The organism is Pseudomonas sp. RW407 (assembly GCF_003176655.1).
Taxonomy (GTDB): domain Bacteria; phylum Pseudomonadota; class Gammaproteobacteria; order Pseudomonadales; family Pseudomonadaceae; genus Pseudomonas; species Pseudomonas delhiensis.
Genome location: NZ_QGSL01000088.1, coordinates 941807 through 964876, shown reverse-complemented (window position 1 = coordinate 964876; position 23070 = coordinate 941807). Strand labels below are relative to the sequence as shown.

Genomic DNA, 23070 nt, shown 5'->3' with positions numbered 1-23070 from the left:
GCAGAGGCGCGCGCACGGAGGTTCCGCGCGTCGGAAGCCGCCACCGGATCACCCCGCCCGGTTGTGGTAATGCTGGTTCGAGGCAGGTCTCCTGGCTCACGATCCGGCTTGCGCCTGGCCTTCGCCTTCCCGCCCGTGGGCAGTGGCATTCGAAGGGGTTTGGATCGTTCACAGTTGCGGGGGCAGCCGTGGCCTTGACCACGTTCCCTCTTAGCTCCGGCGCCGGGCCGGAGAACCTCGAAGCGGCAAAGGCTACGCAGTGCCCGGCGGGTGGTCAATCGCCGCCGGGCCGGTTGACGCTCTGCCTGGGCCGTGCTGTGCTGCCCGGCGATTGCCCGAGGAAGGATCGCCCGCGTGATACTGGTTGCCGGACTGGGGTGCCGCCGTGGCTGCGGCGCCGACGAACTGCTCGCCCTGCTGCGCGCCTGCCTGCGCGAGGCCGGCCTCGATGAGGCGGCTCTGAATGCCCTGGCCAGCAGCGAGGCCAAGGCCCTGGAAGGTGGCCTGCGCGACCTGTCGCGGCAACTTCGTCTGCCCCTGGAACTGCTGGATGCGCAGCGCCTGGCGCCTTACGAGCAGCGCCTGACTTCCACTTCCGAGCGGGCTCGCCAGGTCACCGGCAGCGCTGGCGTGGCTGAGGCTGCCGCCCTGGCACTGGCCGAAGCGCTGGCTGAAGGCCCGGCGCGGCTGGTCGTGCCCAAGCGGCGCAGCGCCAACGCTACTTGCGCGCTGGCCATGGCTCCCTACGGGCTGGGGTAGACTTGCGCCTTTCCCGATCCGAAGCGAAACGCCCATGACGGTCTATTTCATCGGCGCCGGCCCCGGCGATCCCGAGCTCATCACGGTCAAGGGCCAGCGCCTGCTGCGCAGCTGCCCGGTGATCCTCTACGCCGGCTCGCTGGTGCCCGAGGCGGTGCTCGAAGGGCACAGCGCCGAGGTGGTGGTGAACACCGCCGAGCTGCATCTGGAGCAGATAGTCGCGCTGCTGGCGGAGGCCCACGCGAAAGGCCAGGACGTGGCCCGCGTGCATTCCGGCGACCCTTCGCTGTACGGCGCCATCGGTGAGCAGATCCAGCACCTGCGCCGGCTTGGCATTCCCTACGAGATCGTCCCCGGGGTCACCGCCACCGCCGCCTGCGCCGCGCTGCTGGGCTGCGAGCTAACGCTGCCGGATGTGTCGCAGACGCTGATCCTCACCCGCTACGCCAGCCGCACGAAGATGCCCGAGGGGGAATCCCTGGGCGACCTGGCGCGGCACCGGGCGAGCATGGCCATCCACCTGGGCGTGGGGCAGTTGGAGAAGATAGTCGCGGAGCTGTTGCCGCACTACGGCGCGGACTGCCCGATCGCGGTGATCCACCGCGCCAGTTGGCCGGATCAGGAGCAGGTCAGCGGCACCCTCGGCGACATCCTGCCGAAGGCTCGGGCCAAGGGGTTCAAGCGGACGGCGCTGATCCTGGTCGGGCGGGTGCTGGCGGCGGAGGGGTTTGGGGAGTCGTCGTTGTATAGCGTGGGGCATGGGCATCTTTACCGGCCGGGCTGACGGCAGATGGCTGGGGGTTGTTTGTAGGAGCGAGCTTGCTCGCGAATGGTGCTCAGCTGTGACTTCGGTGTTTTGGTTCGATTCCGTCCCCTCTCCCCAGCCCTCTCCCTGAAGGGAGAGGGAGCTTGTCCGTGCCGAGAGGAGGCCCGGTTTTAGCCGGCAATCTCTGTGTTAGCCGGCTGACTCCAGAACATCAGCGTCTGCCCAACGGTCCCCTCTCCCTTCAGGGAGAGGGTTAGCGAGAGGGGCTCTCGAACCCGCCACCCACCATCAAGCCATCCAGTCATCCGACCCGCGCCCGGGCAGGCCGTGGCGGATGTACCAGCGCACGCCCAGGTGCAGGCCCAGGGCGGTGCCCACTGTCAGCAGGATCGTCAGGGTTTCCGCATCCATGGTCGCTGTCCTTCGTCCGGGGTCTGGTCTGACAGCGTATGCCTGCGGCGATCTGTCGCACAGATACAGATCGTGTCCGAATGTACGGAGCAGCGCTACAGCGACTGGATGATCCGCCCGAGGGTTTCCATGGCTTTTTCGCTGCGCGGCGTCCAGGGGTGGCCGTAGTTCAGCCGCAGGCAGTGGCGGAAGCTGCGGGTGGCGGAGAAGATCGGCCCCGGGGCGATGCTGATGCCCTGGGCGTGGGCCAGCTGGAACAGCTTCAGGGCGTCGACCCGCTCGGGCAGCTCCAGCCAGAGGAAGTAGCCGCCGCTGGGGCGGGTCACCCGCGTCGCTTCGGGGAAGTGCCGGGCCACCGCGGCGAGCATGGCGTGCTGCTGGCTTTCCAGGGCGTGGCGCAGCTTGCGCAGGTGGCGGTCGTAGCCGCCGTGCTGCAGGTAGTCGGCGATGGCCGCCTGGGCCGGCACCGAGGCCGACAGGCTGGTCATCAGCTTGAGCCGCTCGACCTGCGCGTGGAAGCGCCCGCCGGCCACCCAGCCGATGCGGTAGCCCGGCGCCAGGCTCTTGGAGAAGCTGCCGCAGTGCATCACCAGGCCCTCGGCGTCGTAGGCCTTCACCGGCTTGGGCGCCTGCTGGGCGAAGTACAGCTCGGCGTAGACGTCGTCCTCGATCAGCGGCACCTGGTGCCGGGCCAGCAGGCCGGCGAGGGCGCGCTTGCGGTCCTCGCCCATGCTCGCGCCCAGCGGGTTCTGGAAGTTGCTCATGAACCAGCAGGCCTTGATCGGCAGGCGCTCCAGGCTGTCGGCCAGCACCTGCAGGTCGATGCCCTCGCGCGGGTGCACGGGGATTTCCACGGCCTTGAGCTTGAGCCGCTCCAGCACCTGCAGGGTGGCGTAGAAGGCCGGCGCCTCGATGGCCACCAGGTCGCCGGGCTGGGTGACCACCTGCAGGCACAGGTTCAGCGCCTCCAGCGCGCCGTTGGTCACGACCAGTTCTTCCACCGGCAGCGGCGTGCCGTTGACCATGTAGCGCAGGGCGATCTGCCGGCGCAGGGCATGGCTGCCCGGTGTCATGTCGGCCACCGCGGCGCGCGGCTCCATGTCGCGCACGGCGTGGGCCATGGAGCGTGCCAGGCGCGGCAGGGGGAACAGTTCCGGGGCCGGGAAGGCCGAGCCGAAGGGCACGGTGTCCGGGTCCTTGATCGAGCCGAGCACCGAGAACACCAGCTCGCTGACGTCCACCTCGGTGGTCTGCGCCTCGTGACGGGCGATCTCCGGTTCGGCCAGGGCGCGGCGCACGTGCTCGCGGACGAAGTAGCCGGAGCGCGCGCGGGCCACGATCAGGCCGCGATCCTCCAGCAGGTAGTAGGCCTGGAACACGGTGGAGGCGCTGACCCCGTAGGTGCGGCTGGCGTGCCGCACCGAGGGCACCTTCTGCCCGGGGGCGAGCACCCCGCTGCGGATCAGTTCGGCGATCTCGTCGGCGAATTTCTCGTAGCGCTTCATCTTGTCCCGGGGGCCGTTGGGGAGCTCCCACTCTAGGCGTTGCGCGGCGCCGCCGCCATGCCGCGGGGCCATCGCTCAGCGCCTCGGCGCGACGAAGGTGCTGGCCGCCTCGACCTGCTCGCCGCCCTGCTGCGCCGTCACGCGGAAGTGCAGGGGCACAGGCCCGCCGCTGCCGCCCGGTTCGAGGCGCGCCACCGAGACGGCGAAGTCGCGGATCTCGCCCGGCTCCAGGCGCTGGTCGAGGGCGCCCTGCAGGCGATAGCCGCCGGCCTCGGCCAGGTTCAGGCGGTAGCGCTGCGGCTGCTGGGTCTTGTTGATCAGCTTGAGGTTGTAGACGTTCTCGATCAGGCCTTCGGCGTTCTCGCGGAACAGGCCGCGGTCGCGGGCCACGTCCAGGGCGACCAGCGGGCGCGCCTGCAGGGCCCAGGCGAAGGCGCCGAACATGGCCAGCAGCACCGCCGCATAGCCGACCAGGCGCGGCCGCAGCAGGTGGGTGCGGCCGCCTTCCAGGGCGCGCTCGGAGGTGTAGCGCACCAGGCCGCGGGCGTAGCCCATGCGGTCCATCACCGTGTCGCAGGCGTCCACGCAGGCGGCGCAGCCGATGCAGGCGATCTGCAGGCCGTCGCGGATGTCGATGCCGGTGGGGCAGACCTGCACGCACTGCTGGCAGTCGATGCAGTCGCCCAGGCCGAGGGTCCTGGGCTCGGCGTCCTTGCGCCGCGCCCCGCGGGATTCGCCGCGGGCGGCGTCGTAGGAAATGATCAGCGTGTCCTTGTCGAACATCACGCTCTGGAAGCGCGAGTAGGGGCACATGTGGATGCACACCTGCTCGCGCAGCCAGCCGGCGTTGGCGTAGGTGGCGGCGGCGAAGAAGGCCACCCAGAAGGCGCTTTCCAGGTCCAGGTTCAGGGTGAAGAGGTCCGCCACCAGCGGGCGCACCGGGGTGAAGTAGCCGACGAAGGTCAGCGCCGTGGCCAGGCTGACCAGCAGCCAGAGCCCGTGCTTGGCGCCCTTGCGCAGGTACTTGGCGGCGCTGGGCGGGGCCTTGTCCAGCTTCATGCGCTGGTTGCGGTCGCCCTCGGTGACCTGCTCGGCCCACATGAAGATCCAGGTCCACACGCTCTGCGGGCAGGTGTAGCCGCACCATACCCGGCCGGCCAGCACGGTGATGAAGAACAGGCCGAAGGCGGCGATGATCAGTAGCGCCGAGAGCAGGATCAGGTCCTGCGGCCAGAAGGTCGCGCCGAAGATGTAGAACTTGCGCTCGGGCAGGTCCCAGAGCACCGCCTGGCGGCCGTTCCACTGCAGCCACAGGGTGCCGAAGAACAGCGCGAACAGCAGCGCGCCGCCGAGCCGCCGCAGGTCGCGGAAGCGCCCGCTGAAACGCTTGGTGTAGACCGTCGGGGTGACCGCCGAGAGCGGCCTGGGCGGCGGGGTGAAGGCGTGCGGGGTGGCGATCTCGACGATCTTCGCGGGGATTCTCTGGCTCATGGTCGTGGCCCATCAGGCTTGGGATGCGCCGCGACTATAGGAAGCGCCCTGGGCACGAAACAGATTCAGGTTGCCCGCGAAAAACCGGATCAGATGCGCCGCGCCAGGCGTGGCCTGCGCTGTGGCGGTGGCGCGCGGCACGCGGTCGCAGGGCGGTCCAGGCCGCGCGGGCAAGGCGTCTGATCCGGTTTTTTGTGGCGGATCTGCCGCTGTTTCGCGACACGACCGCCGGCCATAGTGGCGCCATCACCAGCGGTGGCCCGACGCAGGCCGCCGCAGCAGCCTTGTGAGGTGCCCCCGGCGATGTACCGATACGACGATTACGACCATGCCCTGGTGCGCGAGCGCGTGGCGCAGTTCCGCGACCAGGTGGCGCGGCGGCTGTGCGGCGAGCTGAGCGAGGAGGAGTTCCTGCCGCTGCGCCTGCAGAACGGCCTGTACCTGCAGAAGCACGCCTACATGCTGCGCGTGGCGATCCCCTACGGCACCCTGGCGAGCCGCCAACTGCGCGTGCTGGCGCAGATCGCCCGGGACTTCGATCGCGGCTACGGGCACTTCACCACGCGGCAGAACATCCAGTTCAACTGGATCGAACTGGAGCAGGTGCCGGACATCCTCGAACAGCTGGCCGAGGTGGAGATGCATGCCATCCAGACCTCCGGCAACTGCGTGCGCAACATCACCACCGAGGCCTTCGCCGGCGTCGCCGCCGACGAGCTGCTGGACCCGCGGCCGCTGGCCGAGATCCTCCGCCAGTGGTCGACGGTGAACCCGGAATTCCTGTTCCTGCCGCGCAAGTTCAAGATCGCCCTGTGCGCCGCCGAGGAAGACCGCGCGGCGGTGATGATGCACGACATCGGCCTCTACCTTTACCGCGACGCTGCCGGCGAGCTGCGCCTGCGGGTGATGGTCGGCGGTGGACTGGGGCGCACGCCGATCCTCTCCCAGTCGATCCGCGAGGACCTGCCCTGGCAGCACCTGCTGTCCTACGTCGAGGCCATCCTGCGGGTGTACAACCGCCACGGCCGCCGCGACAACAAGTACAAGGCGCGCATCAAGATCCTGGTCAAGGCGCTGGGCATCGAGGCCTTCGCCCACGAGGTGGAGGAGGAGTGGCTGCACATCCGCGATGGCGAGGCGCAGTTGACCCTGGAGGAATACCAGCGCGTCGCCGCCGCCTTCGAGCCGCCGCATTACGCGCAGGCCGCCGCCGACGAACTGGCCTACGGCAGCGCCCTGGCCGCCGATGCCGCCTTCGCCCGCTGGGCCTCGCGCAACGTGCGCCCGCACAAGGTGCCGGGCTATGCCTCGGTGGTGCTGTCGACCAAGCCCGGCGCCGCCGCGCCGCCCGGTGACGTGAGCGCCGGGCAGATGGAACGGGTCGCCGACTGGGCCGAGCGCTTCGGCTTCGGCGAGGTGCGCGTGGCCCACGAGCAGAACCTGGTGTTGCCGGACGTGCGCAAGGCCGACCTGCACGCGCTCTGGCGCGAAGCCTGCGAGGCGGGGCTGGGCACGCCCAACCAGGGCCTGCTGAGCGACGTCATCGCCTGCCCCGGCGGCGACTACTGCGCGCTGGCCAACGCCAAGTCGATCCCCATCGCCCAGGGCATCCAGCAGCGTTTCGAGGACCTGGACTACCTGCACGACCTGGGCGAGCTGAGCCTGAACATCTCCGGCTGCATGAACGCCTGCGGCCACCACCACATCGGCAACATCGGCATCCTCGGCGTCGACAAGAACGGCAGCGAGTGGTACCAGGTCACCCTCGGCGGCGCCCAGGGCAAGCGCGCCGCGCTGGGCCGGGTGATAGGCCCGTCGTTCAGCGCCGCCGAGGTGCCGGCGGTGATCGAGCGCATCGTCCACACCTACGTGGAGCGGCGCGGGGCCGGCGAGAGTTTCGTCGAGACCGTCGAGCGCATCGGCCTGGAGCCGTTCAAGGCGCGGGTCTACGCGCAGGCGCAGGTGCCGGCATGAACAACCTGATCCGCCTGGGCGGCGAGGGCGCCTGGCACGACCGCGACGACGCCTGGACGCTGCTGCGCGAGGTGCCCGAGACGCTGCCCGAGGGCGACCTCATCCTGCCGCTGGAGGCCTGGCTCACCTGTAGGCGCGAGCTTGCTCGCGAACAAAGCTGTCCGGAGACATCGGAGCCGGGTGGTTCGCGAGCAAGCTCGCTCCTACAGAAAAGCGGAGTGTGGCTGGGGCCGGATGATGATCTGCAGAGGTTGCTCGGCCAGCTGGACAAGCTGCCGCTCATCGCCATCGACTTCCCCAGTTTCCGCGACGGCCGCGGCTACAGCCTGGCCTACCTGCTGCGCCGGCGCCTGGGCTGGCGCGGCGAGCTGCGAGCGGTGGGCGATGTGCTGCGCGATCAGCTGGCGCACCTGCGCCAGTGCGGTTTCGACGCCTTCGCGGTGCGCCAGGACAAGTCGGTGGAGGACGCGCTCAAGGGCCTGGCCGGCCTGAGCGTGCTCTACGGGCGCTCGGCGATCGAGCCGCGGCCGCTGTTCCGCCGGCGTTGAAAAGCGGCCCGCTTTCGGGGGTAAGGCCGCGCCGCGCGTGGCGCCGTGCTTGACGCTGTTCCGGTGCGCAGGAAAAATGCCGGCAAAGCGTCGGCGAAACGCCGCCGGCCGTGGCCCACGATTCGAGTGACCCCCTGAAGATGCGTATGCGCCTGATGCTGTTGGGTGGCGGTAATGCCCTGGGACAGGCGCTGATCCGCCTGGGAGCCGAGGAAGACATCGGCTTCCTCGCCCCGCGCCCGCCCGAGCAGGGCTGGGATGCCTCCAGCCTGACCCTGCTGCTGGACGAGACCCGCCCCGACGCGGTGATCAACCTCGCCTACTACCACGACTGGTTCCAGGCCGAGCAGGTCGACGACGCCCGCCTGGCCGCCCAGGAACGCGCCGTGGAGCGCCTGGCCGAACTCTGCCAGCACTACGAGATCCTCCTGCTGCAGCCTTCCAGCTACCGGGTGTTCGACGGCGCCCGCGCCACCGCCTACAGCGAGAAGGACGAGCCGCTGCCCCTGGGCCGCCGCGGCCAGGCGCTGTGGCGCATGGAGCAGTGGGTCCGCGCCACCTGCCCGCGCCACGTGCTGCTGCGTTTCGGCTGGCTGCTGGACGACAGCCCGGGCGGCAGCCTGGACCGCTTCCTCAGCCGCGCCCTGGGCGAGGAGGAGCTGTACCTGGCGGACGACCGCCGCGGCAACCCCACCCCGGTGGACGACGCCGCGCGGGTGATCCTCTCGGTGCTCAAGCAGCTGGACTGCCAGGCGCCGCTGTGGGGCACCTACCATTACGGCGGCCTCGAGGCCACCACCACCCTGGCCCTGGGCCAGGTGATCATCGCCGAGGCCCGGACCCTCACCGGCCAGGCCCTGCGCGACCCCGTCGCCCAGGCCCACGCGGCGCGCCCGGATGCCAGCGAGGAACCGCAGCACGCGGTGCTCGCCTGCAAGAAGATCCTCCACACCTTCGGCATCAAGCCGCGCGCCTGGCGCGCCGCGCTGCCGACCCTACTGGACCGTTACTACCGTCATGGCTGACATCTCCCCCACCTGCGCCCAGCCCGTCCTCATCACCGGCGGCGCCGGCTTCATCGGCTCGCACCTGGCCGACGCGCTGCTGGCGCGCGGCTACCACGTGCGCGTGCTGGACAACCTGTCCACCGGCAAGCGCGAGAACCTCGACGCGGCCGTGGAGCTGCTGGTCGGCGACGTCGCCGACGCGGCGCTGGTCCGCCGTGCCCTGGACGGCTGCCAGGCGGTGGTGCACCTGGCCGCGGTGGCCTCGGTGCAGGCCTCGGTGGACGACCCGGTGGCCACCCACCAGAGCAACTTCATCGGCACCCTGAACCTCTGCGAGGCGCTGCGCGAAGCCGGCATCCGGCGCGTGCTGTACGCCTCCAGCGCCGCCGTCTACGGCCAGAACGGCCAGGGCACGGCGATAGTCGAGGACCTGCCGAAGGCGCCGCTGACGCCCTATGCCGCGGACAAGCTGGCCGGCGAGTACTACCTCGACTTCTACCGCCGCCAGCATGGCCTGGAGCCGGCGGTATTCCGCTTCTTCAACGTCTACGGCCCGCGCCAGGACCCGTCCTCGCCCTATTCCGGGGTGATCAGCATCTTCACCCAGCGGGCCCTGAACGGGCAGCCGATCACCGTGTTCGGCGACGGCGAGCAGACCCGCGACTTCATCTACGTCGCCGACCTGGTGCAACTGCTGGTGCAGGCGCTGGAGGCGCGGCAGGTGCCGGAAGGGGCGGTCAACGTCGGGCTGAACCAGGTGACCAGCCTGAACCAGCTGCTCGGCGAGATAGACACGCTGGTCGGCGGCCTGCCGCCGGTGAGCCACGCCGAGGCGCGCCCCGGCGACATCCGCCATTCCCGTGCCGACAACGGCCGCCTGCTGGCGCACTACCGCCTGGAGCGGCCGACGCCGATCGGCGAGGGGCTGGCGCGCCTGCTCGGGCGCTGATCACCACCAGGGCTTGTTCAGCGCCAGGTAGAAGATGCCGCCCAGGCAGGCCAGGGCCAGGGCGCTGAGCAGCGCCTTGGGCCCGCGCGCGGCGCTGCGCATGGCGAAGGCGGCGAGCACGATGTAGCCCACCAGCAGCCCCAGCTTGGCCTGCAGCCACAGCGGCAGCGGCCAGGGCATGGCCAGGTGCACCAGGCCCAGGGCGCTGAGCAGCAGCAGGCTGTCCACCAGGTGCGGCGCCCAGCGCTGCCAGCCGGCCAGGCGCCGGCCCCGCCAGCTCAGCCCCAGGCGCCAGAGGAAGAGCAGGCTGCTGAGGACTGCCAGGGTGATGTGCAGGTGCTTCAACCAGAGGTACATGGGGCGCTCACTTGTATTCGGTGGTATAGAGCACGACGAACTCGAAGGGCCCCGGCCGGACCTCGGCGCCCGCCAGCAGCTCGGCCTCGAATGTGGTGTCGAAGCCCAGCGAACGCGGCGAGCGCACCACGTGCTCGACGGGCTGGTTGAAGACTACGTACTGCTCGTTCAGCAGGTCCTTGATCTTCAGCAGCAAACCGGCGCTTTCATGCAGCAGCGCGCTGCCGTTTTCCGTGAGCACGCCGCTGGCCGGCGACAGGGTGGTGCGGATGACCGCGCCGCCGTCGCACTGCCAATGGAACTCGAAGCGGCGCTGCAGCGGCAACTGGTTCTTGCTGAAACTGCCGAAATCCACGCGGGTGGGGGCGTCGGTCATCTCGCAGGTGGTGGGCAGGAAGGTCAGGGCGACGTCCGGGAAGGGGTCGATGGGGTAGGCCGGCGGCGTGTTGTTCCAGCGCGAGCCGACGAACAGGGCCGGCTCGCGGAAGTTGACCGGGTAGGTCCCGGGCGTGTCGATGTTGCCGTTCTTCAGCACCTCGATGAAGCTGTTGGACAGCGAGCCGCTGACGCACTGGCTGGGGCCCAGGCTGCGGTCGCCGACGACGCCCAGCTGGATGCGCTTTTCCACCCCGCCGACCTGCTTCACCCCGACGCCGTCCTGGCCCGAGGGGATGACGCGGTAGACCAGGCCGTCGATGTTGGTGGCGAAGTCGTTGCCCTGCCGGTGGCTGGCCTCGCTGGCGATGCCCAGCACTATGTAGCGCCCGGCCTCGCCGGACAGGTACTCCTGCAGGCGGCAGGCATAGTCCAGGGACAGGTTCAGGGTGCCCAGCACGCTGCCCACCGGCAGCCCGGCGCTGATGTAGCGCTCGCCGTCGTAGGTGAACTGCTGGTTGGTGAAGTAGCACTGGTTGGGCTCCACCGGGCATTCGTCGGCCCGGGCCGGGAGCGCCTGCAGCAGGCAGGCGGCCAGGGCGAGGCCGTGGAGCAGGGTGGCGGGGCGGCGGATCATGCTTCCTCCTTGCGGGGCTGGCCGCTGGCGGCCTGGCAGTCGACCGGGATGGCCCGGTAGGTGTCTTGCTTGTCCTTCTTCGCCGGCATGGCGTAAGTGAAGCTGCATTGCTGCTCGTCCGCCTCGCCCCAGGATACCCGGTAGCTGTCGCGGCCCTTTTCCAGGTACAGGTAGACCAGGTTGTCCTGGCCGACGTAGGCCAGCACCTCGCCGTCGCCGCCGACCTCTGCGCCGAAGGGCACTTCCAGGCCGCCGGCGCGGTGCAGCTCGAGCAGCACCGAGATGCCGCTGCGGGTGCGGTAGGGCACCCGCACGATGGCGCCGTAGCGCGGCGCGGTCTTCTGGATGTTCTCGCGGATCTCGACGTCGTCGATGGCGCTCTTGGCGTCCAGCACTATCTCGTTGTGGCGGTAGGGCGTCAGCCCGGTGAGCAGGGCCTTGCCGTCGCCGTCCAGGTGCACGCGGCCGCGCGGCAGCAGGGCGCCCGCCGCGCCTTCGGCCTCGACTATCGCCATGGTCTCGCCCTGGTTCGGCGACAGCGCCACGCCGCCGGAATAGGCGACCAGGCTGCCGCGGGCGGACAGGGACTCGCGGCTGAAGCCGTCGCCCCGCGCCAGGCTGGCGCCCAGCGAGCTGGCGGCGGTGCGCAGGTTGAGGTTGCCGCCATAGGACTGGCTGTTGCCGCCCTCGGCCTGGCTGTCGTTGCCGTACAGGTTGTAGTTCCACTGGCCCTGCTCGCCGGCGATGCCGCTGAGGCTGGTCTGCAGCGAGCGGTTGCGCGCGTCCTGCAGCGACAGGGTGCTGCTCAGGCGCGGCGCGCCGGCTTCGCGGCCCAGCGGGACGCTGACGCTCAGCAGGTACTGGTTGTCGTAGCCGTCGACGCTCTGGAAGCGCGTCGCCGACAGGCCCAGGCTGCCCCAGCCGAAGGTCCGGCTGAAGCCGCCGCTGAAGGTCAGGCTGCGGTTCTCCCCGGTCCAGTAGGTCTGCCCCACGCCGGACAGGTACAGGCTGCCGCCGCCCAGCGCCTGGCTGAGGTTGAGCTGGACGCGGTCGCGTTCGCGGAACAGGTGGGCGTTGTCGGTGTCCAGGGCGTCGGCCGCGGCGGCCAGCCCCAGGTAGCCCTTGTCCGAGCGGCGGTAGGACAGTTGCAGGTGGGTGCCGCCGAAGCTCTTGTTGTAGGCCAGGCGGTAGCTTTCGCCATTGTCGGGCATGCCCTGGGCGCCGGCTTCGCCGGGCAGCGCATCGAAGCGCGAGACGGTGGCGTCCACCGAGAAGGCGCCCAGCGAGGTGTTCAGCGCGGCGCCTATCAGCGAGGCCATGTAGCTGTCGGCGAGCACCGCGCCGGAATAGGCGCTGAGGTTGTTGCTCAGGCCCCGGCGGTAGCCGCCCTGGACGAATTTCAGCGGGGTGCCGACGTTCTCGCCGCGATAGCTGCCCGAGGCGAGCTGGTAGCGCGAGGCGCCGGGCCTGAGCAGTTCGGCGGCGTAGGAGTAGGGCACGCTGAAGGTCTTCTCGCGGCCGTCGGCCTCGATCACCGTGACCTGCAGGTCCTCGGTGTAGCCGGTGTTGTACAGGTCGTCGATGACGAAGGGGCCGGGCGGGACGCTGACCTGGTGGATCAGTTGCTGGCCCTGGTGGATCTTCACGGTGGCGTTGCTGTCGGCGATGCCGCGCACCACCGGGGCGAAGCCGCGCTCGCTCTCCGGCAGCATGCGTTCGTCGCTCTCCAGCTGCACGCCGGTGAAGGGGATGCTGTCGAACATCTCGCCGGCGGTGAAGTGCTGGCCGAGGGTCAGCTGCGAGGAAAGCCCGGTGAGGTCGCGCTGGGCGTAGTTGTTCAGCGTGCGGTAGTGGCTGCCCTGGCGGGTGGTGTCGCCATGGCTGAAGCTGGCGTTGTGGCGCAGGCGCCAGTCCAGCAGGTTGAGGCCGCCGTTCAGGCCGAGGAACAGGTCGTTGCGGGTGTCCTGGCTGTTGCTGGAGCGGTCGAGGTTGCCGGTGTAGCTGAGGAAGCCGGCGTTGATCCCCGAATCCCAGCTCGACGGCGGCGCGTAGTTGCGCGGGCGCTGCTTCACGTAGGCCTGGGGCAGGGTGAGGTGGATGGCCCCGCTGGCGCCGTCCAGGTCCACGCGGCTCTGCGGGACGCGTTCGAGCAGGTCGATGCAGTCGCCGCCGGCGGGCTCGGCGCCGGGAGCGGGCCCGGGCAGCAGCACGCCCCACTGTTCCAGCTGCTCCAGCCCGAAGCAGTAGACCTGGCGCTGCTCGGCGGTGTGCACGATGCGCACTTCCTGCTGGCCGAAGTACACCTTGTTCAGCGTCAGGTCCAGCGAGTAGGTGCCCGGCGGCAGCGCCGAGGGGTTCTTCTCGAACCCGGAAACGTCGGTGCTCATGCCCAGCGTCTCCAGCAGGCCGCGGTCGAAATGCACCTCGCCGGGGCCTTCGGCGGCCAGCGCCGGGGCCGGCAGCAGGGCGCAGCAGAGCCCTCCCAGGCAGCCGAGGCGCAGGGTGCGGGACAGTATCGAAGGGAACACGATGGACCTCGCGCAGGAGGGTTACTCGACGGTGGCGTCGGTCTCGATCAGGCCGCCGAAATCGTTGATCCAGGTGTAGCGGACCTTGGCGCCAGCCCTGGCCCAGGCCGCCGCGTCCGCGGGCAGGGGGATGCCGTAGCTGCCCTTGGCCGGGACCATGTCCAGGTCGTCGTTGGCGTATTGCCTGGCCCCCGAGCGCAGGTGCAGGCGGGCCAGGGACACCGAGTAGGGCAGGTCGTTGACCGCGCGCAGGACGCGCTTGCCGCCTTCGGCGGCGATGCGCCACTTCAGCTGCTGCGCCGCGTCGGCGGCCGCGCCCTTGAGTGCCGCGGGGCGGTAGAACAGCTTGAGCTGCGAACGGAAGGCCACCTGCAGCTTGCCCGCGCTGTTGCCGCTGGCGGCCGCGCCGGCCTTGTCCGGGCTGCTGGAGGGCACTTCCAGGACGTTCAGCCAGAACACCGACTCGCGGTCCTGGGGCAGCGTCCGGTCGATATTGGCGATGCGCAGCAGCAGGCCCTTGTCCGGGTCCACCCGCGATACCGGCGGCGTGACGATGAAGGGCGAGCGCCCCGGGCTGCCGGCGCCGGGCGTGCCCTTGCCGTTGTCCACCCAGGCCTTGATCAGCGAGGGTGTCTTGCCGGTGTTGCGGATATTGACGGTGATGTCCCGCTCGGTGGCCGGATAGACCACGCGGGTGCCGGTGATGACGATGCTGGCGTTGGCCTGCAGGGCCAGCAGGCAAATACCGATCAGCAGAACTAAGTGGGTAGCGGGACGCATCGGGGTCAACCTCCTTCTCCATATAAAGAAGGACTTTCGGTGGAGTCTAGGCGGGGCCGGGGTACTGGCAAGTTCCATCTGGCAAAGTTGCCGGTAGAACTTGTAAGTGCGGTTATTTATTCAATCCGCGTATGGACTTCTGTGGATATGTTCATGCGCGTGATGGATAGGCCGGGTGCATCCCCCGATGGGGAGGGGGATGCACCCCGGGCGGCCGTCAGTCGTAACGGATGGAGTACAGCAGGGCGGTGTCGGCGGTACCGGCCGATACCAACTCCGAGGTCTGGACATAACGGGCGTAGTAGGCGAACTCCAGCGGGCCGGCCTCTTCGAGGAGCTTGCTGGCGTTGTTGTCATTGGTACGCAGGTCGATGGCTTCCAGCTCCTCGTTGGCGATCTGCAGCTCGATGCCGGACATGCTCAGGGCTTCGCCGTTGAAGGTGAGGTTGCCGGTGCCCGGGTTGATGTTGGCCGAGCCGAAATCGACCTTGTAGGTCTGGCCGACGGAGCAGCCGTTGAGGGTGATGGTGAAGCGCTGCTCGCCGGCGGTGGAGCCGACGGTGTCGAATTCGCCGGTGGAGATCGACGGCAGGTTGATGGAGGCATCGGCGCCGCCGCCGTTCACGCTGACGTCGCAGGTGTCTTCCAGGACGTGGCCGGTGAAGCTGATCTGGCCGCCGGTTGCCGCCTGGGCGCCGCCGGCCACCAGGGCCAGCAAGACGGTTGCGGGAAGAGTGAGTTTTTTCATGGCGTTTTCCTTGTGTTGCAGGTTTTTCGGTAGGTGAATTCTCCTTGCTTCCTGAGTTTTCGAATATTAGGAATCTTCTGATGCGCCGTAGGCCAATTCTTATGAGTTGGGTAGGCATCGGATAAAGTGGGGTATTTATCTAAAGAAAATAGATCGGGAAGTTTCCGGGTAAGGAAGTTCCCATAATGCCGGTCTTGATATTTCGATCAGTTCCTGGTGAAAGGCGGAAATGAAAAAGCCCCCGGCAATTGCCGAGGGCTTTTTCTTGCGATCTTCCGACTTAGAACCTGTAGCCGAAGCCGATCATGTAGACCCAGGGGTCGACGTCGACGTTGACCTTGGTCTTCTGCACGCCCAGGCCGCTGGGACCGTCGACGCTGGCCTTGGTGTCGATGTCCATGTACCACACGGCGACGTTGACCAGGGCGTGTTCATTGAGCATGTAGTCCATGCCCAGTTCCGCGGCCAGGCCCCAGGAGTCCTGCAGCTTCAGGTTGCTGAAGCCCTGGTCCTTGCGGTTGCTGGCGAGGTCTTCGTCGAAGAAGGTGGTGTAGTTCACGCCCAGGCCGCCGTAGGGCTGGAAGGCGGAGTTGGTGCCGCCCATGGGGTAGTACTGCAGCAGCACGGTCGGCGGCAGCTGCTTGATGTCGGCCAGCTTGCCGTCCAGGCCGGTGAGGCCGGTGGCGCGGTTCAGCCCCTTGACGTCGACCTGGTGGTTGAACGGGGTGGCGGCGACCAGCTCGACGCCGATCTTGTCGGTGAGCAGGTAGCTGAAGGTCAGGCCCAGCTGGGTGTCGCTGTCGACGGTGGCCTTGGTGCCACCGACCTTGCCGCCGTCGAGCTTGATGTCGCTGCTGCTGTCGTTCGGGGCAACGGTGGCGAAGCCGCCGCGGACGATGAAGTCACCGGCCTTGTGGCCCTGGATTTCCGCAGCCTGTACGGCGAACGGCGTGGCGACGGCGGCGGCGAGCAGGGAGGCGGTGAGCCAGGACTTGCGCATGATGGTGATGCTCCATGATTTTGGAATAAGCGTTGGTGAACATCATGGTAGACGGCGCTAAGCGGTCCTTCTTGATTCAGCTCAATAAAGCCCCCCTGAGCCGTAGGGGTAATGCCTGCGGCGGATGGTCGCAGGCTACTCGCCTTCGTATTCGTACGGTGTCACTTCGTCGGCCTTGAGCTGGTAGCCGGCCTGGGCCAGGTCGCTGTCGATGTGCTTCACCTGCAGGCGCCCGGTCACCCAGTAGGGCTGGTACAGCTCGTCCATCTTCACGCCGCGGGCCTGGTGCACGTAGACGATCTGGTTGGAGGGCGGCGGCGGCACGTGGATGCAGGCGCCGTAGTAGGGCACCAGGAGGAACTCGTTGACCTCGCCGTCCTGGCCCACGTCCAGCGGCACTATGTAGCCGGGCAGCTTCACCTCCTTGCCATCCAGCGCCTGGACCACCGGGGCCGCCGGTGATTGTTGCCTTGCCGCCGGGCCGCTTTCGGCGTTGAGCGCGTCGCTCAACTGGGAAATGTCGTGCAGTGGCACCGGCGGCGGGGGCGGCGGCGCGCCCTCGGGGATCAGCTGCGGCCAGGTCAGGGTCTGCGGCGTGCCGGCCCAGGCCGCGCCGGCGGCGAGCAGGAGCAGGGCGAGGAAGGCGGAGGCGGTGGTTTTCATGGGGCTACTCAGATTCGGATCGACAGGCCGTCGGCCAGCGACTGGCGGTAGGCGCGCCAGGCCGGCACGCAGCCGATCAGCACGGCGGCCAGCAGTATGCCGCCCAGCAGCGACCACTCATAGGCGCTCGGCGCCGCCAGCGGCAGGAAGATGCCGTAGTTGGCCTGCACGTAGCCCTGGGCCGCGGCGATGCCGGCGTACAGCAGGCCCAGGCCCAGGACCACGCCGGCCAGGGCCAGGGCGAAGGCCTCGGCCAGCAGCAGGCTGAACACGTGCCAGGGCCGCGCGCCCACCGAGCGCAGGATGGCCATTTCGCGGCGGCGCTCGTTGAGGCTGGTGAGGATGGCGGTGAGCATGCCGATCAGCCCGGTCAGCACCACGAACAGCGAGACCACGAACAACGCCTTCTCCGCCGTGCCCATCAGCCCCCAGAGTTCCTGCAGGGCCACCCCGGGGAGGATCGCCAGCAGCGGCTCGCCGTCGTATTCGTTGATCTGCCGTTGCAGGGTGAAGGTCGCCACCTTGCTCTTCAGGCCGAGCAGGAAGGCGGTGATGGCGGTCGGCTGCAGGTCCATGTGGCGCGCCTGGTCGGCGCTGATGCGGCCGGCGCCGCGGGCCGGCACGCCATTCTTCCAGTCGACGTGCAGCGCCTCCATGCCGGCCAGGGAGATATGCAGGGTACGGTCCACCGGGGTGCCGGTGCGCCTGAGGATGCCGACCACGGTGAACGGCTTGTCGTCGTGCTGCACCAGGCTGATGGTGCTGACCCCGTGGCTGAGCACGATAGGGTCGCCGAGCTTGTAGTGCAGCGCCTCGGCCACCTCGGCGCCGAGCACCACGTCGAACAGGTCCTGGCCGAAGGGCCGGCCCTCGGCCAGCTGCAGTTGCTGGTCGTGGCCGTAGCGGTAATGCTCGAAGTAGCCGGTGTCGGTGCCCATCACCCGGTAGCCGCGGTGCGAATCGCCCAGGGAGATGGGGATGGCCCACTTCACCAGCGGGCTGGCCTTGACCGTCTGGAAGCTCTCCCAGCGGATGTTGTTGGTGGCGTTGCCGATGCGGAACACCGAGTACAGCAGCAGGTTGATCGAGCCCGAACGCGCGCCGACGATCAGGTCGGTGCCGGAGATGGTGCTGGCGAAGCTGGCGCGGGCCTCGCTGCGCACCCGTTCCACGGCCAGCAGCAGGCAGGCCGAGAGGGCGATGGCGAAGACCGTGAGCAGCGCGGTGAAACGGCGGTTGGAAAGGCTGGCCAGGGCCAGGCGCAACAGGTACATGCTCAGATCCCGGGGGCGGTGGCGGCGCGGTTGAGGTCGGCCAGCGACAGGCTGCGGTCGAACAGCGGCGCCAGGCCCTGGTCATGGCTGACGAACAGCAGGCTGGCGCCGGCCGCGCGGCACTCGGCGAACAGCAGCTGGAGGAAGGCTTCGCGGGCGTCGGCGTCCAGCGCCGAGGTCGGCTCGTCGGCGATCACCAGCTCCGGCTGGCCGATCAGCGCGCGGGCCGCGGCGACGCGCTGCTGCTGGCCGATGGAGAGGTTGTCGGCGCGCCGCTGCAGCAGCGCCGCGTCGCCCAGGCCCAGGTGCGCGAGCAGGGCGCGGGCGGCCTCGTCGACGCTGCCGTGGCGCTCGCGGGCGCGTGCCGCGCGGCTGCGCGAGAAGTGGCAGGGCAGCTCGACGTTCTCCCGCACCGAGAGGAACGGCAGCAGGTTGAACTGCTGGAAGATGTAGCCGGTGTGGTCGACGCGGAAGTGGTCGCGGCGCGCGGCGGAGAGCTGCGCCAGGTCCTCGCCGAGCAGGCGGATGCTGCCGCGCTGCGGCCTCTGCACACCGCCCAGCAGGCCGAGCAGGGTGGTCTTGCCGCTGCCGGAGGGGCCCTTGAGGAACAGCGTCTCGCCGCGGCCGAGGGTGAACTGCGGAATGTCCAGCAGCTCCGCCTGGCCAGGCCAGGCGAAGCCGAGGTCGCGGAGTTCGAGCAGGGTGTCCATGGGGCGCGTCAGAACTTCAGCAGGCTGCTGGCCGGGGTCAGTTCGGCGCCCTGCTGGCCGTTCGGGCCGATCAGCTGCACCACCAGCTTCTGGGTGCCGGGGAAGCGCTTGAACAGCGGGGCGAAGTCGAGGCTGGTCAGGGCCTCGGGCGCGGCGCAGGTCAGCTTGTAGTGGGCGTTGATGTCGCTGTGCTGGTGGCCTTCGTGCTCGTCGCCATCGTCGTCGTGGTCCTCGGCCTTGGCGTTGCCGAACAGCGGGCTTTCCAGCTCCACCTCGGTGACGCCGCACTTGGCCGCGGCCGGTGCCTGGACTAGTTCCAGCGGCTTGCCCAGCTGGGCGCGGGCGGCGGCCACGGTGGCCTGGTCGGCGGCGCTGCTGGCCGGGTGCTCGAAGCCGACGAAGTTCATCGCCGGGCTGTCCACTTCCAGCTCCAGGGTGCCGCCGTCCAGCGCGACGTTGAGCTGGGCCACGCCGTGCTCGTGCTTGCCGAGGCTGCCGTGCTCGTGTTCGTCGTGGGCCTGGGCGGCGGCGAAGGGGATCAGGGCGAGGGCGAGCAACAGCGGGCGCATGGACGTTCTCCGGTGGGGAAATCGAGGGTGCGTTACGTTATAACGAAATATTGCGGCTGGCTAGAGGCCCCCGGGGAGATTGGCGCGGCCGCGCCGGCGTGGGAGCATGCCGCCCATGCAGGAGGAAACCACCATGCGAATCCGTGGAAGCATCGGCGACTGGCCGGTGGACCTGACCCTGGAACTGGACGAGGCGGAATGGCAGCGCCTGGGCGTGGCGCTGCGCCATGCGCCGCAAACGGCCGCGGCCGCGCCCGTGGAAACCCCGCCGGCGGCCATGCCCAGCGGCGCCGACCGCCTCTGGCAGTCGGCCCGCGACCTGCTGCGCAAGGCTGGCAGCCGCGAAGGCCCGCAACTGCTGGACGAACTGGCCGCCCTGGCCGGCAGCGCCGGCGCGGCCAAGGGGCTGCTGGTGCGCTTGCGACACAGCCCGAACGTGAAGATCGAGGTGCGAGAGGGGACCCAGGTGTTCACCTGGGTCGGGGAATAGGGGGCTTTTGGATTTTTGCTTTTCGTAGGAGCGAGCTTGCTCGCGAACGGTGCCAACCGGCTGCTCTGGTGCCGGGCGTGGCGCCTTTCCCTCTCCCCAGCCCTCTCCCTGAAGGGAGAGGGGGCTAGATCGTGCCGAGAGAAGGAATGGTTTCAGCCGAAAACTACTGCGCTCGCCGGCTGACTCGGGAAAACCAGACCGCTCCGAACGGTCCCCTCTCCCTTCAGGGAGAGGGTTAGGGAGAGGGTGCTCTCATGCCTGGCACCAGCATGACCGGGAAACTCTGTTCGCGAGCAAGCTCGCTCCTACAGAAATCGGCTGCTCAATACAGCAGATTGGCCAACTTCCGCCGATAGGCAATCACCAACGGATGCTCATTACCCAGCAACTCGAACACCTGCACCAGGGTCTTGCGCGGCAGGTCCTCGCCATAGCCGCGGTTGCGCTGGAACAGGCGCAGCAGGCCGTCCATCGCCGCCTCGTACTGCTGCCGGGCCAGTTGCTGCACGGCCAGCTGGTAGGCCGCCTCGTCGTCGCCGGCGTCGGCCGCCAGGCGGCTCTTCAGGGTGGCGGCGTCGGGCAGGTCGGTGGCCTGGCGGAGGAAGGTCAGCTGGGCGCGGGCGGCGGCCAGGGCGGCCTTGTGCTCGTCGCTCTTCACCGCGTCCAGCACCGTCTCGGCTTCGCCCAGTTCGCCGCGCTCGGCCAGGCAGCGGGCGTAGAGGATCAGCGCCGCCGCGTTGCTGTTGTCTTCGCCCAGCAGGGCCTTGAGCTGGGCCTCGGCCTCGGCGAAGCGGCCTTCGGCGAAGGCGGCCTCGGCGGCGTCCAGCGGGTTGCCGGCGGGGGCCGCCGGCGGCTGCACGTGCTGCTCCAGCATCTGCCGCACCGCCGATTCGGGTTGCGCGCCGGCGAAGCCGTCGACCGGCTGGCCGTCGCGGAACAGCACCACGGTGGGCAGGCTGCGGATGCCGAAGCGCATGACGATGTCCTGCTCGACGTCGCAGTTGACCTTGGCCAGCAGCAACTCGCCCTGGTAGGACTCGGTGACCTGCGCCAGCATCGGCATCAGCGCCTTGCAGGGCGCGCACCAGTCGGCCCAGAAGTCGACCAGCACCGGCTTGTGGAAGGAGTTCTGGATCACCAGCTGGTCGAAGTCGGCGCTGGTGACGTCGAAGATGTAGGGCGTGTCGCTCATGGGGGCTCTCGTCGGGCGAAAGGGGCGAAAGGATGCTGGTCACTATAAGTGGGGGCGCGGCCGACGGAAACAAGGCAATGCCGCGCCGCGCCCTATGTCCCAGGTGAGCACGGCTTCTCGTAGGAGCGAGCTTGCTCGCGAACAGATTCCGCTGCGGGGCTCATTCGCGAGCAAGCTCGCTCCTACGAAGAGCACCCCGGTGCGACCAGCGAGGCAGTCGCTCCTACAGGGGGCGATTGGCGTGATAGAGGCTGACCTTGCGGAATTCGTGGGGCTCGGCCAGGTCCGGCCAGGTGCAGGCGTCGAGGATGTCCAGGCGCCGGTACAGCGGGTGCTGGAAGTCGCGCACCCGCGAGTCGGCCACCAGCGCCTCGCGGCCCTTGCCGAGGAAGGCATCGAGCAGCGGCAGGTTGGCGCGGTCGTAGAGCACGTCGGCCACCAGGATCAGGTCGTAGCGGTCCTGTTCCTGGAAGAAGTCTTCCGAGTAGCTCAGCCGCACCCCGTTCAGCTCTGCGTTGGCGCGGCTGGCGGCCAGGGCCAGCGGGTCCAGGTCGCAGGCCACCACCTCGGCGGCGCCGGCCTTGGCCGCGGCGATGGCGGCGATGCCGGAGCCGGCGCCGAAGTCCAGCACGCGCTTGCCGGCCACCCACTGCGGGCGCTCGGCCAGCCAGCGCGCCAGGGCCAGGCCGCTGGCCCAGCAGAAGCACCAGTAGGGCGGCTCCTCGAGGATGCGGCGGGTCTCGTCGGGGCTGAACTGGCGGTCCATGTTCTGTGCATCGATCAGCCACAGGGCGATGTCGGTGCCGGGCAGGCGCTCGGCGCCCAGGCGGGCGTCGCCGAGCAGTTCGCCCAGGGCCTGCTGCAGGTCGTGCGGGGCCTTCACGGCGCCGGCTCCAGGCGCAGCTCGCCCAGGGCCTGGGACTGTCCGGGGGCGATGGTCAGCGGGCGCAGGCGCCAGGCCAGCTGGCCGTTCTGTGCCACCCGCACGTGCAGTTCGACGCGGCCGCCGCTGGGGAAATCGCCGGGGTCGTAGCGCAGGCTGAAGGGCAGGGCACCGCCGTTGCCCACCAGCTCCAGGCTGGCCAGGGCGCGCTGCGGGCGGTCGCGCTCGTCCATCAGCAGCAGCGCCAGTTCCACCTCGGCGCCGTCGGGCAGGGCGCCGCGGCTGCTGGTGAGCACCCCGGACAGCTCGCGCTGGTTGGCCGGCAGGGGCGCCACGGCGGCCTTGGCCGGGGCGCTGGCGGAGGGCGGCTGCGGAGCGGGTTGCTTGCTCGAACAGGCGGCCAGCAGGGCCAGGGCGAACAGGCAGAGAAGGCGGAGCGGCATGGGCGAAATCCCTCGCGACAGGTTCCAGGGCGGCGCCTGTATAGCCTAAAGCGTGCGGCTTGTCTCGGGGAGGGGCGGATGGGCTACCATTGACATCCATTTCGTCGGGCCATTCCCTGCCATGCATTGTCCCTTCTGCGGTGCCCACGACACCAAAGTCATCGATTCGCGCCTGGTCGCCGAGGGCGACCAGGTCCGCCGCCGCCGCGAGTGCCTGGCCTGCGGCGAGCGCTTCACCACCTTCGAGACCGCCGAGCTGGTCATGCCGCGGCTGATCAAGCAGGACGGCAGCCGCCAGCCGTTCGACGAAGACAAGCTGCGCGCCGGCATGCAGCGCGCGCTGGAGAAGCGCCCGGTCAGCGTCGAGCGCCTGGAGGAGGCCATCGCCCACATCAAGCACAAGCTGCGCGCCACCGGCGAGCGCGAGGTGAAGTCGCGGGTGCTGGGCGAGCTGGTGATGGGCGAGCTGCAGAAGCTCGACGAGGTGGCCTACATCCGCTTCGCCTCGGTGTACCGGCGCTTCCAGGACCTCAACGAGTTCCGCGAGGAGATCGAGCGCCTGGCCCGGGAGCCGTCCAAGGAATGAGCGCCGTCGACCAGGCCCACATGGCCCGCGCCCTGGAGCTGGCGCGCAAGGGGCTGTACTCCACCCACCCCAACCCCCGCGTCGGCTGCGTGATCGTCAAGGACGGCCAGGTGATCGGCGAGGGCTGGCACGTACGCGCCGGCGAACCCCACGCCGAGGTCCACGCGCTGCGCCAGGCTGGCGACGCCGCCCGCGGCGCCACCGCCTACGTCACCCTGGAACCCTGCAGCCACTTCGGCCGCACCCCGCCCTGCGCCGATGCCCTGGTGAAAGCCGGCGTCGCCCGCGTGGTGGCGGCCATGCAGGACCCCAACCCGCAGGTCGCCGGGCAGGGGCTGCGGCGCCTGGCCGAGGCCGGCATCGAGGTGGCCTGCGGCGTGCTGGAGGCCGAGGCCCGCGAGGTCAACACCGGCTTCATCAAGCGC

The 23070-nt window shown here is 69.4% G+C and carries 25 protein-coding genes and 1 riboswitch; of the genes, 9 read left to right on the top strand and 16 right to left on the bottom strand.

Annotated elements, in window-relative coordinates:
- Positions 1 to 63: 63 nt before the first annotated feature.
- Positions 64 to 255, bottom strand: a riboswitch (cobalamin riboswitch).
- Positions 256 to 354: 99 nt separating this feature from the next.
- Together DK254_RS10940 and cobM are read left to right on the top strand one after the other, a co-directional pair.
- On the top strand, positions 355 to 759 hold the full coding sequence (locus DK254_RS10940; RefSeq protein ID WP_089393397.1) for a cobalamin biosynthesis protein: 405 nt from the start codon (positions 355 to 357) through the stop codon (positions 757 to 759).
- A 34-nt stretch (positions 760 to 793) separates the two neighbouring features.
- The gene (gene cobM / locus DK254_RS10935) at positions 794 to 1543 is read left to right on the top strand and encodes a precorrin-4 C(11)-methyltransferase (protein ID WP_109933792.1); all 750 of its coding nucleotides are present in this window, start codon (positions 794 to 796) and stop codon (positions 1541 to 1543) included.
- A gap of 270 nt (positions 1544 to 1813) precedes the next feature.
- On the opposite strand, the gene DK254_RS34735 is transcribed toward cobM, so the two are convergent.
- The 3 genes from DK254_RS34735 to ccoG form a co-directional block, all read right to left on the bottom strand.
- Positions 1814 to 1936 carry a hypothetical protein gene (locus DK254_RS34735; protein ID WP_256595844.1) on the bottom strand — a complete coding sequence of 41 codons (123 nt, stop codon included), beginning with the start codon at positions 1934 to 1936 and terminating at the stop codon, positions 1814 to 1816.
- A gap of 95 nt (positions 1937 to 2031) precedes the next feature.
- Positions 2032 to 3441, bottom strand: coding sequence for a GntR family transcriptional regulator MpaR (gene mapR / locus DK254_RS10930; protein ID WP_109933791.1), 1410 nt, complete (start codon positions 3439 to 3441; stop codon positions 2032 to 2034).
- A 75-nt stretch (positions 3442 to 3516) separates the two neighbouring features.
- The gene (ccoG, locus tag DK254_RS10925) at positions 3517 to 4932 is read right to left on the bottom strand and encodes a cytochrome c oxidase accessory protein CcoG (RefSeq protein WP_109933790.1); all 1416 of its coding nucleotides are present in this window, start codon (positions 4930 to 4932) and stop codon (positions 3517 to 3519) included.
- 303 nt (positions 4933 to 5235) lie between these two features.
- On the opposite strand from ccoG, the gene DK254_RS10920 reads away from it, so the two are divergent.
- The 4 genes from DK254_RS10920 (at position 5236) to DK254_RS10905 (ending at position 9410) form a co-directional block, all read left to right on the top strand.
- Complete coding sequence (locus DK254_RS10920; protein ID WP_109933789.1) at positions 5236 to 6906, top strand: nitrite/sulfite reductase; 1671 nt, start codon at positions 5236 to 5238, stop codon at positions 6904 to 6906.
- Positions 6903 to 7454: a DUF934 domain-containing protein gene (locus DK254_RS10915; RefSeq protein ID WP_109933788.1), complete on the top strand. Its 552-nt coding sequence runs from the start codon at positions 6903 to 6905 to the stop codon at positions 7452 to 7454. The genes DK254_RS10920 and DK254_RS10915 overlap by 4 nt, the downstream gene beginning before the upstream one ends.
- Before the next feature lie 140 nt (positions 7455 to 7594).
- Positions 7595 to 8479 carry a sugar nucleotide-binding protein gene (locus DK254_RS10910; protein ID WP_109933787.1) on the top strand — a complete coding sequence of 295 codons (885 nt, stop codon included), beginning with the start codon at positions 7595 to 7597 and terminating at the stop codon, positions 8477 to 8479.
- Entirely contained in the window at positions 8472 to 9410 is a 939-nt protein-coding gene (locus DK254_RS10905; protein ID WP_109933786.1) for an NAD-dependent epimerase/dehydratase family protein, read from the top strand. The genes DK254_RS10910 and DK254_RS10905 overlap by 8 nt, the downstream gene beginning before the upstream one ends.
- On the opposite strand, the gene DK254_RS10900 is transcribed toward DK254_RS10905, so the two are convergent.
- From DK254_RS10900 to DK254_RS10855, 10 genes are all read right to left on the bottom strand, one after another.
- Positions 9411 to 9767 carry a SirB2 family protein gene (locus DK254_RS10900; protein ID WP_009617233.1) on the bottom strand — a complete coding sequence of 119 codons (357 nt, stop codon included), beginning with the start codon at positions 9765 to 9767 and terminating at the stop codon, positions 9411 to 9413.
- 7 nt (positions 9768 to 9774) lie between these two features.
- A complete protein-coding gene (locus DK254_RS10895) occupies positions 9775 to 10779 on the bottom strand; it encodes a hypothetical protein (RefSeq protein ID WP_109933785.1) in 1005 nt (334 codons plus the stop codon).
- Complete coding sequence (locus tag DK254_RS10890) at positions 10776 to 13307, bottom strand: fimbria/pilus outer membrane usher protein (RefSeq protein ID WP_109933784.1); 2532 nt, start codon at positions 13305 to 13307, stop codon at positions 10776 to 10778. The genes DK254_RS10895 and DK254_RS10890 overlap by 4 nt, the downstream gene beginning before the upstream one ends.
- A gap of 21 nt (positions 13308 to 13328) precedes the next feature.
- On the bottom strand, positions 13329 to 14087 hold the full coding sequence (locus tag DK254_RS10885) for a molecular chaperone (protein ID WP_158546417.1): 759 nt from the start codon (positions 14085 to 14087) through the stop codon (positions 13329 to 13331).
- Between the two features lie 217 nt (positions 14088 to 14304).
- The gene (locus DK254_RS10880) at positions 14305 to 14835 is read right to left on the bottom strand and encodes a fimbrial protein (RefSeq protein WP_146219589.1); all 531 of its coding nucleotides are present in this window, start codon (positions 14833 to 14835) and stop codon (positions 14305 to 14307) included.
- A 280-nt stretch (positions 14836 to 15115) separates the two neighbouring features.
- Positions 15116 to 15835, bottom strand: a complete 720-nt coding sequence (locus DK254_RS10875; protein ID WP_109933781.1) for an OmpW family outer membrane protein — start codon at positions 15833 to 15835, stop codon at positions 15116 to 15118.
- Between the two features lie 135 nt (positions 15836 to 15970).
- Positions 15971 to 16498 (bottom strand): DUF3299 domain-containing protein, encoded by a 528-nt coding sequence (locus tag DK254_RS10870; protein ID WP_109933780.1) that lies wholly within the window; start codon positions 16496 to 16498, stop codon positions 15971 to 15973.
- Positions 16499 to 16506: 8 nt separating this feature from the next.
- The gene (locus DK254_RS10865; protein ID WP_109933779.1) at positions 16507 to 17772 is read right to left on the bottom strand and encodes an ABC transporter permease; all 1266 of its coding nucleotides are present in this window, start codon (positions 17770 to 17772) and stop codon (positions 16507 to 16509) included.
- Positions 17773 to 17774: 2 nt separating this feature from the next.
- Positions 17775 to 18482: an ABC transporter ATP-binding protein gene (locus DK254_RS10860; RefSeq protein ID WP_109933778.1), complete on the bottom strand. Its 708-nt coding sequence runs from the start codon at positions 18480 to 18482 to the stop codon at positions 17775 to 17777.
- Between the two features lie 8 nt (positions 18483 to 18490).
- Positions 18491 to 19051: a DUF2796 domain-containing protein gene (locus tag DK254_RS10855; RefSeq protein WP_109933777.1), complete on the bottom strand. Its 561-nt coding sequence runs from the start codon at positions 19049 to 19051 to the stop codon at positions 18491 to 18493.
- Positions 19052 to 19184: 133 nt separating this feature from the next.
- Between DK254_RS10855 and DK254_RS10850 the strand changes: the two genes are divergently transcribed.
- On the top strand, positions 19185 to 19541 hold the full coding sequence (locus tag DK254_RS10850; protein ID WP_256595843.1) for a hypothetical protein: 357 nt from the start codon (positions 19185 to 19187) through the stop codon (positions 19539 to 19541).
- A gap of 322 nt (positions 19542 to 19863) precedes the next feature.
- Here DK254_RS10850 and trxA read toward each other — a convergent pair whose 3' ends face one another.
- The 3 genes from trxA to DK254_RS10835 form a co-directional block, all read right to left on the bottom strand.
- Entirely contained in the window at positions 19864 to 20733 is an 870-nt protein-coding gene (trxA, locus tag DK254_RS10845) for a thioredoxin (protein ID WP_109933776.1), read from the bottom strand.
- Between the two features lie 223 nt (positions 20734 to 20956).
- Complete coding sequence (locus tag DK254_RS10840) at positions 20957 to 21616, bottom strand: methyltransferase (RefSeq protein WP_109933775.1); 660 nt, start codon at positions 21614 to 21616, stop codon at positions 20957 to 20959.
- Positions 21613 to 22059 (bottom strand): YbaY family lipoprotein, encoded by a 447-nt coding sequence (locus tag DK254_RS10835; RefSeq protein WP_109933774.1) that lies wholly within the window; start codon positions 22057 to 22059, stop codon positions 21613 to 21615. The genes DK254_RS10840 and DK254_RS10835 overlap by 4 nt, the downstream gene beginning before the upstream one ends.
- A gap of 121 nt (positions 22060 to 22180) precedes the next feature.
- Here DK254_RS10835 and nrdR point away from each other — a divergent pair, with 121 nt between their 5' ends.
- Both nrdR and ribD read left to right on the top strand, forming a co-directional pair.
- Complete coding sequence (gene nrdR / locus DK254_RS10830; RefSeq protein WP_089393377.1) at positions 22181 to 22645, top strand: transcriptional regulator NrdR; 465 nt, start codon at positions 22181 to 22183, stop codon at positions 22643 to 22645.
- The coding region (gene ribD, locus DK254_RS10825; protein ID WP_109933985.1) for a bifunctional diaminohydroxyphosphoribosylaminopyrimidine deaminase/5-amino-6-(5-phosphoribosylamino)uracil reductase RibD at positions 22642 to 23070 on the top strand (429 nt) is incomplete at its 3' end. The genes nrdR and ribD, both read left to right, overlap by 4 nt.

Coding starts and splice junctions, on each gene's coding strand:
- cobM (WP_109933792.1), top strand. CDS start 794: ATGACGGTCTATTTCATCGGCGCCGGCCCCGGCGATCCCGAGCTCATC.
- DK254_RS34735 (WP_256595844.1), bottom strand. CDS start 1,936: ATGGATGCGGAAACCCTGACGATCCTGCTGACAGTGGGCACCGCCCTG.
- mapR (WP_109933791.1), bottom strand. CDS start 3,441: ATGAAGCGCTACGAGAAATTCGCCGACGAGATCGCCGAACTGATCCGC.
- ccoG (WP_109933790.1), bottom strand. CDS start 4,932: ATGAGCCAGAGAATCCCCGCGAAGATCGTCGAGATCGCCACCCCGCAC.
- DK254_RS10920 (WP_109933789.1), top strand. CDS start 5,236: ATGTACCGATACGACGATTACGACCATGCCCTGGTGCGCGAGCGCGTG.
- DK254_RS10915 (WP_109933788.1), top strand. CDS start 6,903: ATGAACAACCTGATCCGCCTGGGCGGCGAGGGCGCCTGGCACGACCGC.
- DK254_RS10910 (WP_109933787.1), top strand. CDS start 7,595: ATGCGTATGCGCCTGATGCTGTTGGGTGGCGGTAATGCCCTGGGACAG.
- DK254_RS10905 (WP_109933786.1), top strand. CDS start 8,472: ATGGCTGACATCTCCCCCACCTGCGCCCAGCCCGTCCTCATCACCGGC.
- DK254_RS10900 (WP_009617233.1), bottom strand. CDS start 9,767: ATGTACCTCTGGTTGAAGCACCTGCACATCACCCTGGCAGTCCTCAGC.
- DK254_RS10895 (WP_109933785.1), bottom strand. CDS start 10,779: ATGATCCGCCGCCCCGCCACCCTGCTCCACGGCCTCGCCCTGGCCGCC.
- DK254_RS10885 (WP_158546417.1), bottom strand. CDS start 14,087: ATGCGTCCCGCTACCCACTTAGTTCTGCTGATCGGTATTTGCCTGCTG.
- DK254_RS10880 (WP_146219589.1), bottom strand. CDS start 14,835: ATGAAAAAACTCACTCTTCCCGCAACCGTCTTGCTGGCCCTGGTGGCC.
- DK254_RS10875 (WP_109933781.1), bottom strand. CDS start 15,835: ATGCGCAAGTCCTGGCTCACCGCCTCCCTGCTCGCCGCCGCCGTCGCC.
- DK254_RS10870 (WP_109933780.1), bottom strand. CDS start 16,498: ATGAAAACCACCGCCTCCGCCTTCCTCGCCCTGCTCCTGCTCGCCGCC.
- DK254_RS10865 (WP_109933779.1), bottom strand. CDS start 17,772: ATGTACCTGTTGCGCCTGGCCCTGGCCAGCCTTTCCAACCGCCGTTTC.
- DK254_RS10860 (WP_109933778.1), bottom strand. CDS start 18,482: ATGGACACCCTGCTCGAACTCCGCGACCTCGGCTTCGCCTGGCCTGGC.
- DK254_RS10855 (WP_109933777.1), bottom strand. CDS start 19,051: ATGCGCCCGCTGTTGCTCGCCCTCGCCCTGATCCCCTTCGCCGCCGCC.
- DK254_RS10850 (WP_256595843.1), top strand. CDS start 19,185: ATGCGAATCCGTGGAAGCATCGGCGACTGGCCGGTGGACCTGACCCTG.
- trxA (WP_109933776.1), bottom strand. CDS start 20,733: ATGAGCGACACGCCCTACATCTTCGACGTCACCAGCGCCGACTTCGAC.
- DK254_RS10835 (WP_109933774.1), bottom strand. CDS start 22,059: ATGCCGCTCCGCCTTCTCTGCCTGTTCGCCCTGGCCCTGCTGGCCGCC.
- nrdR (WP_089393377.1), top strand. CDS start 22,181: ATGCATTGTCCCTTCTGCGGTGCCCACGACACCAAAGTCATCGATTCG.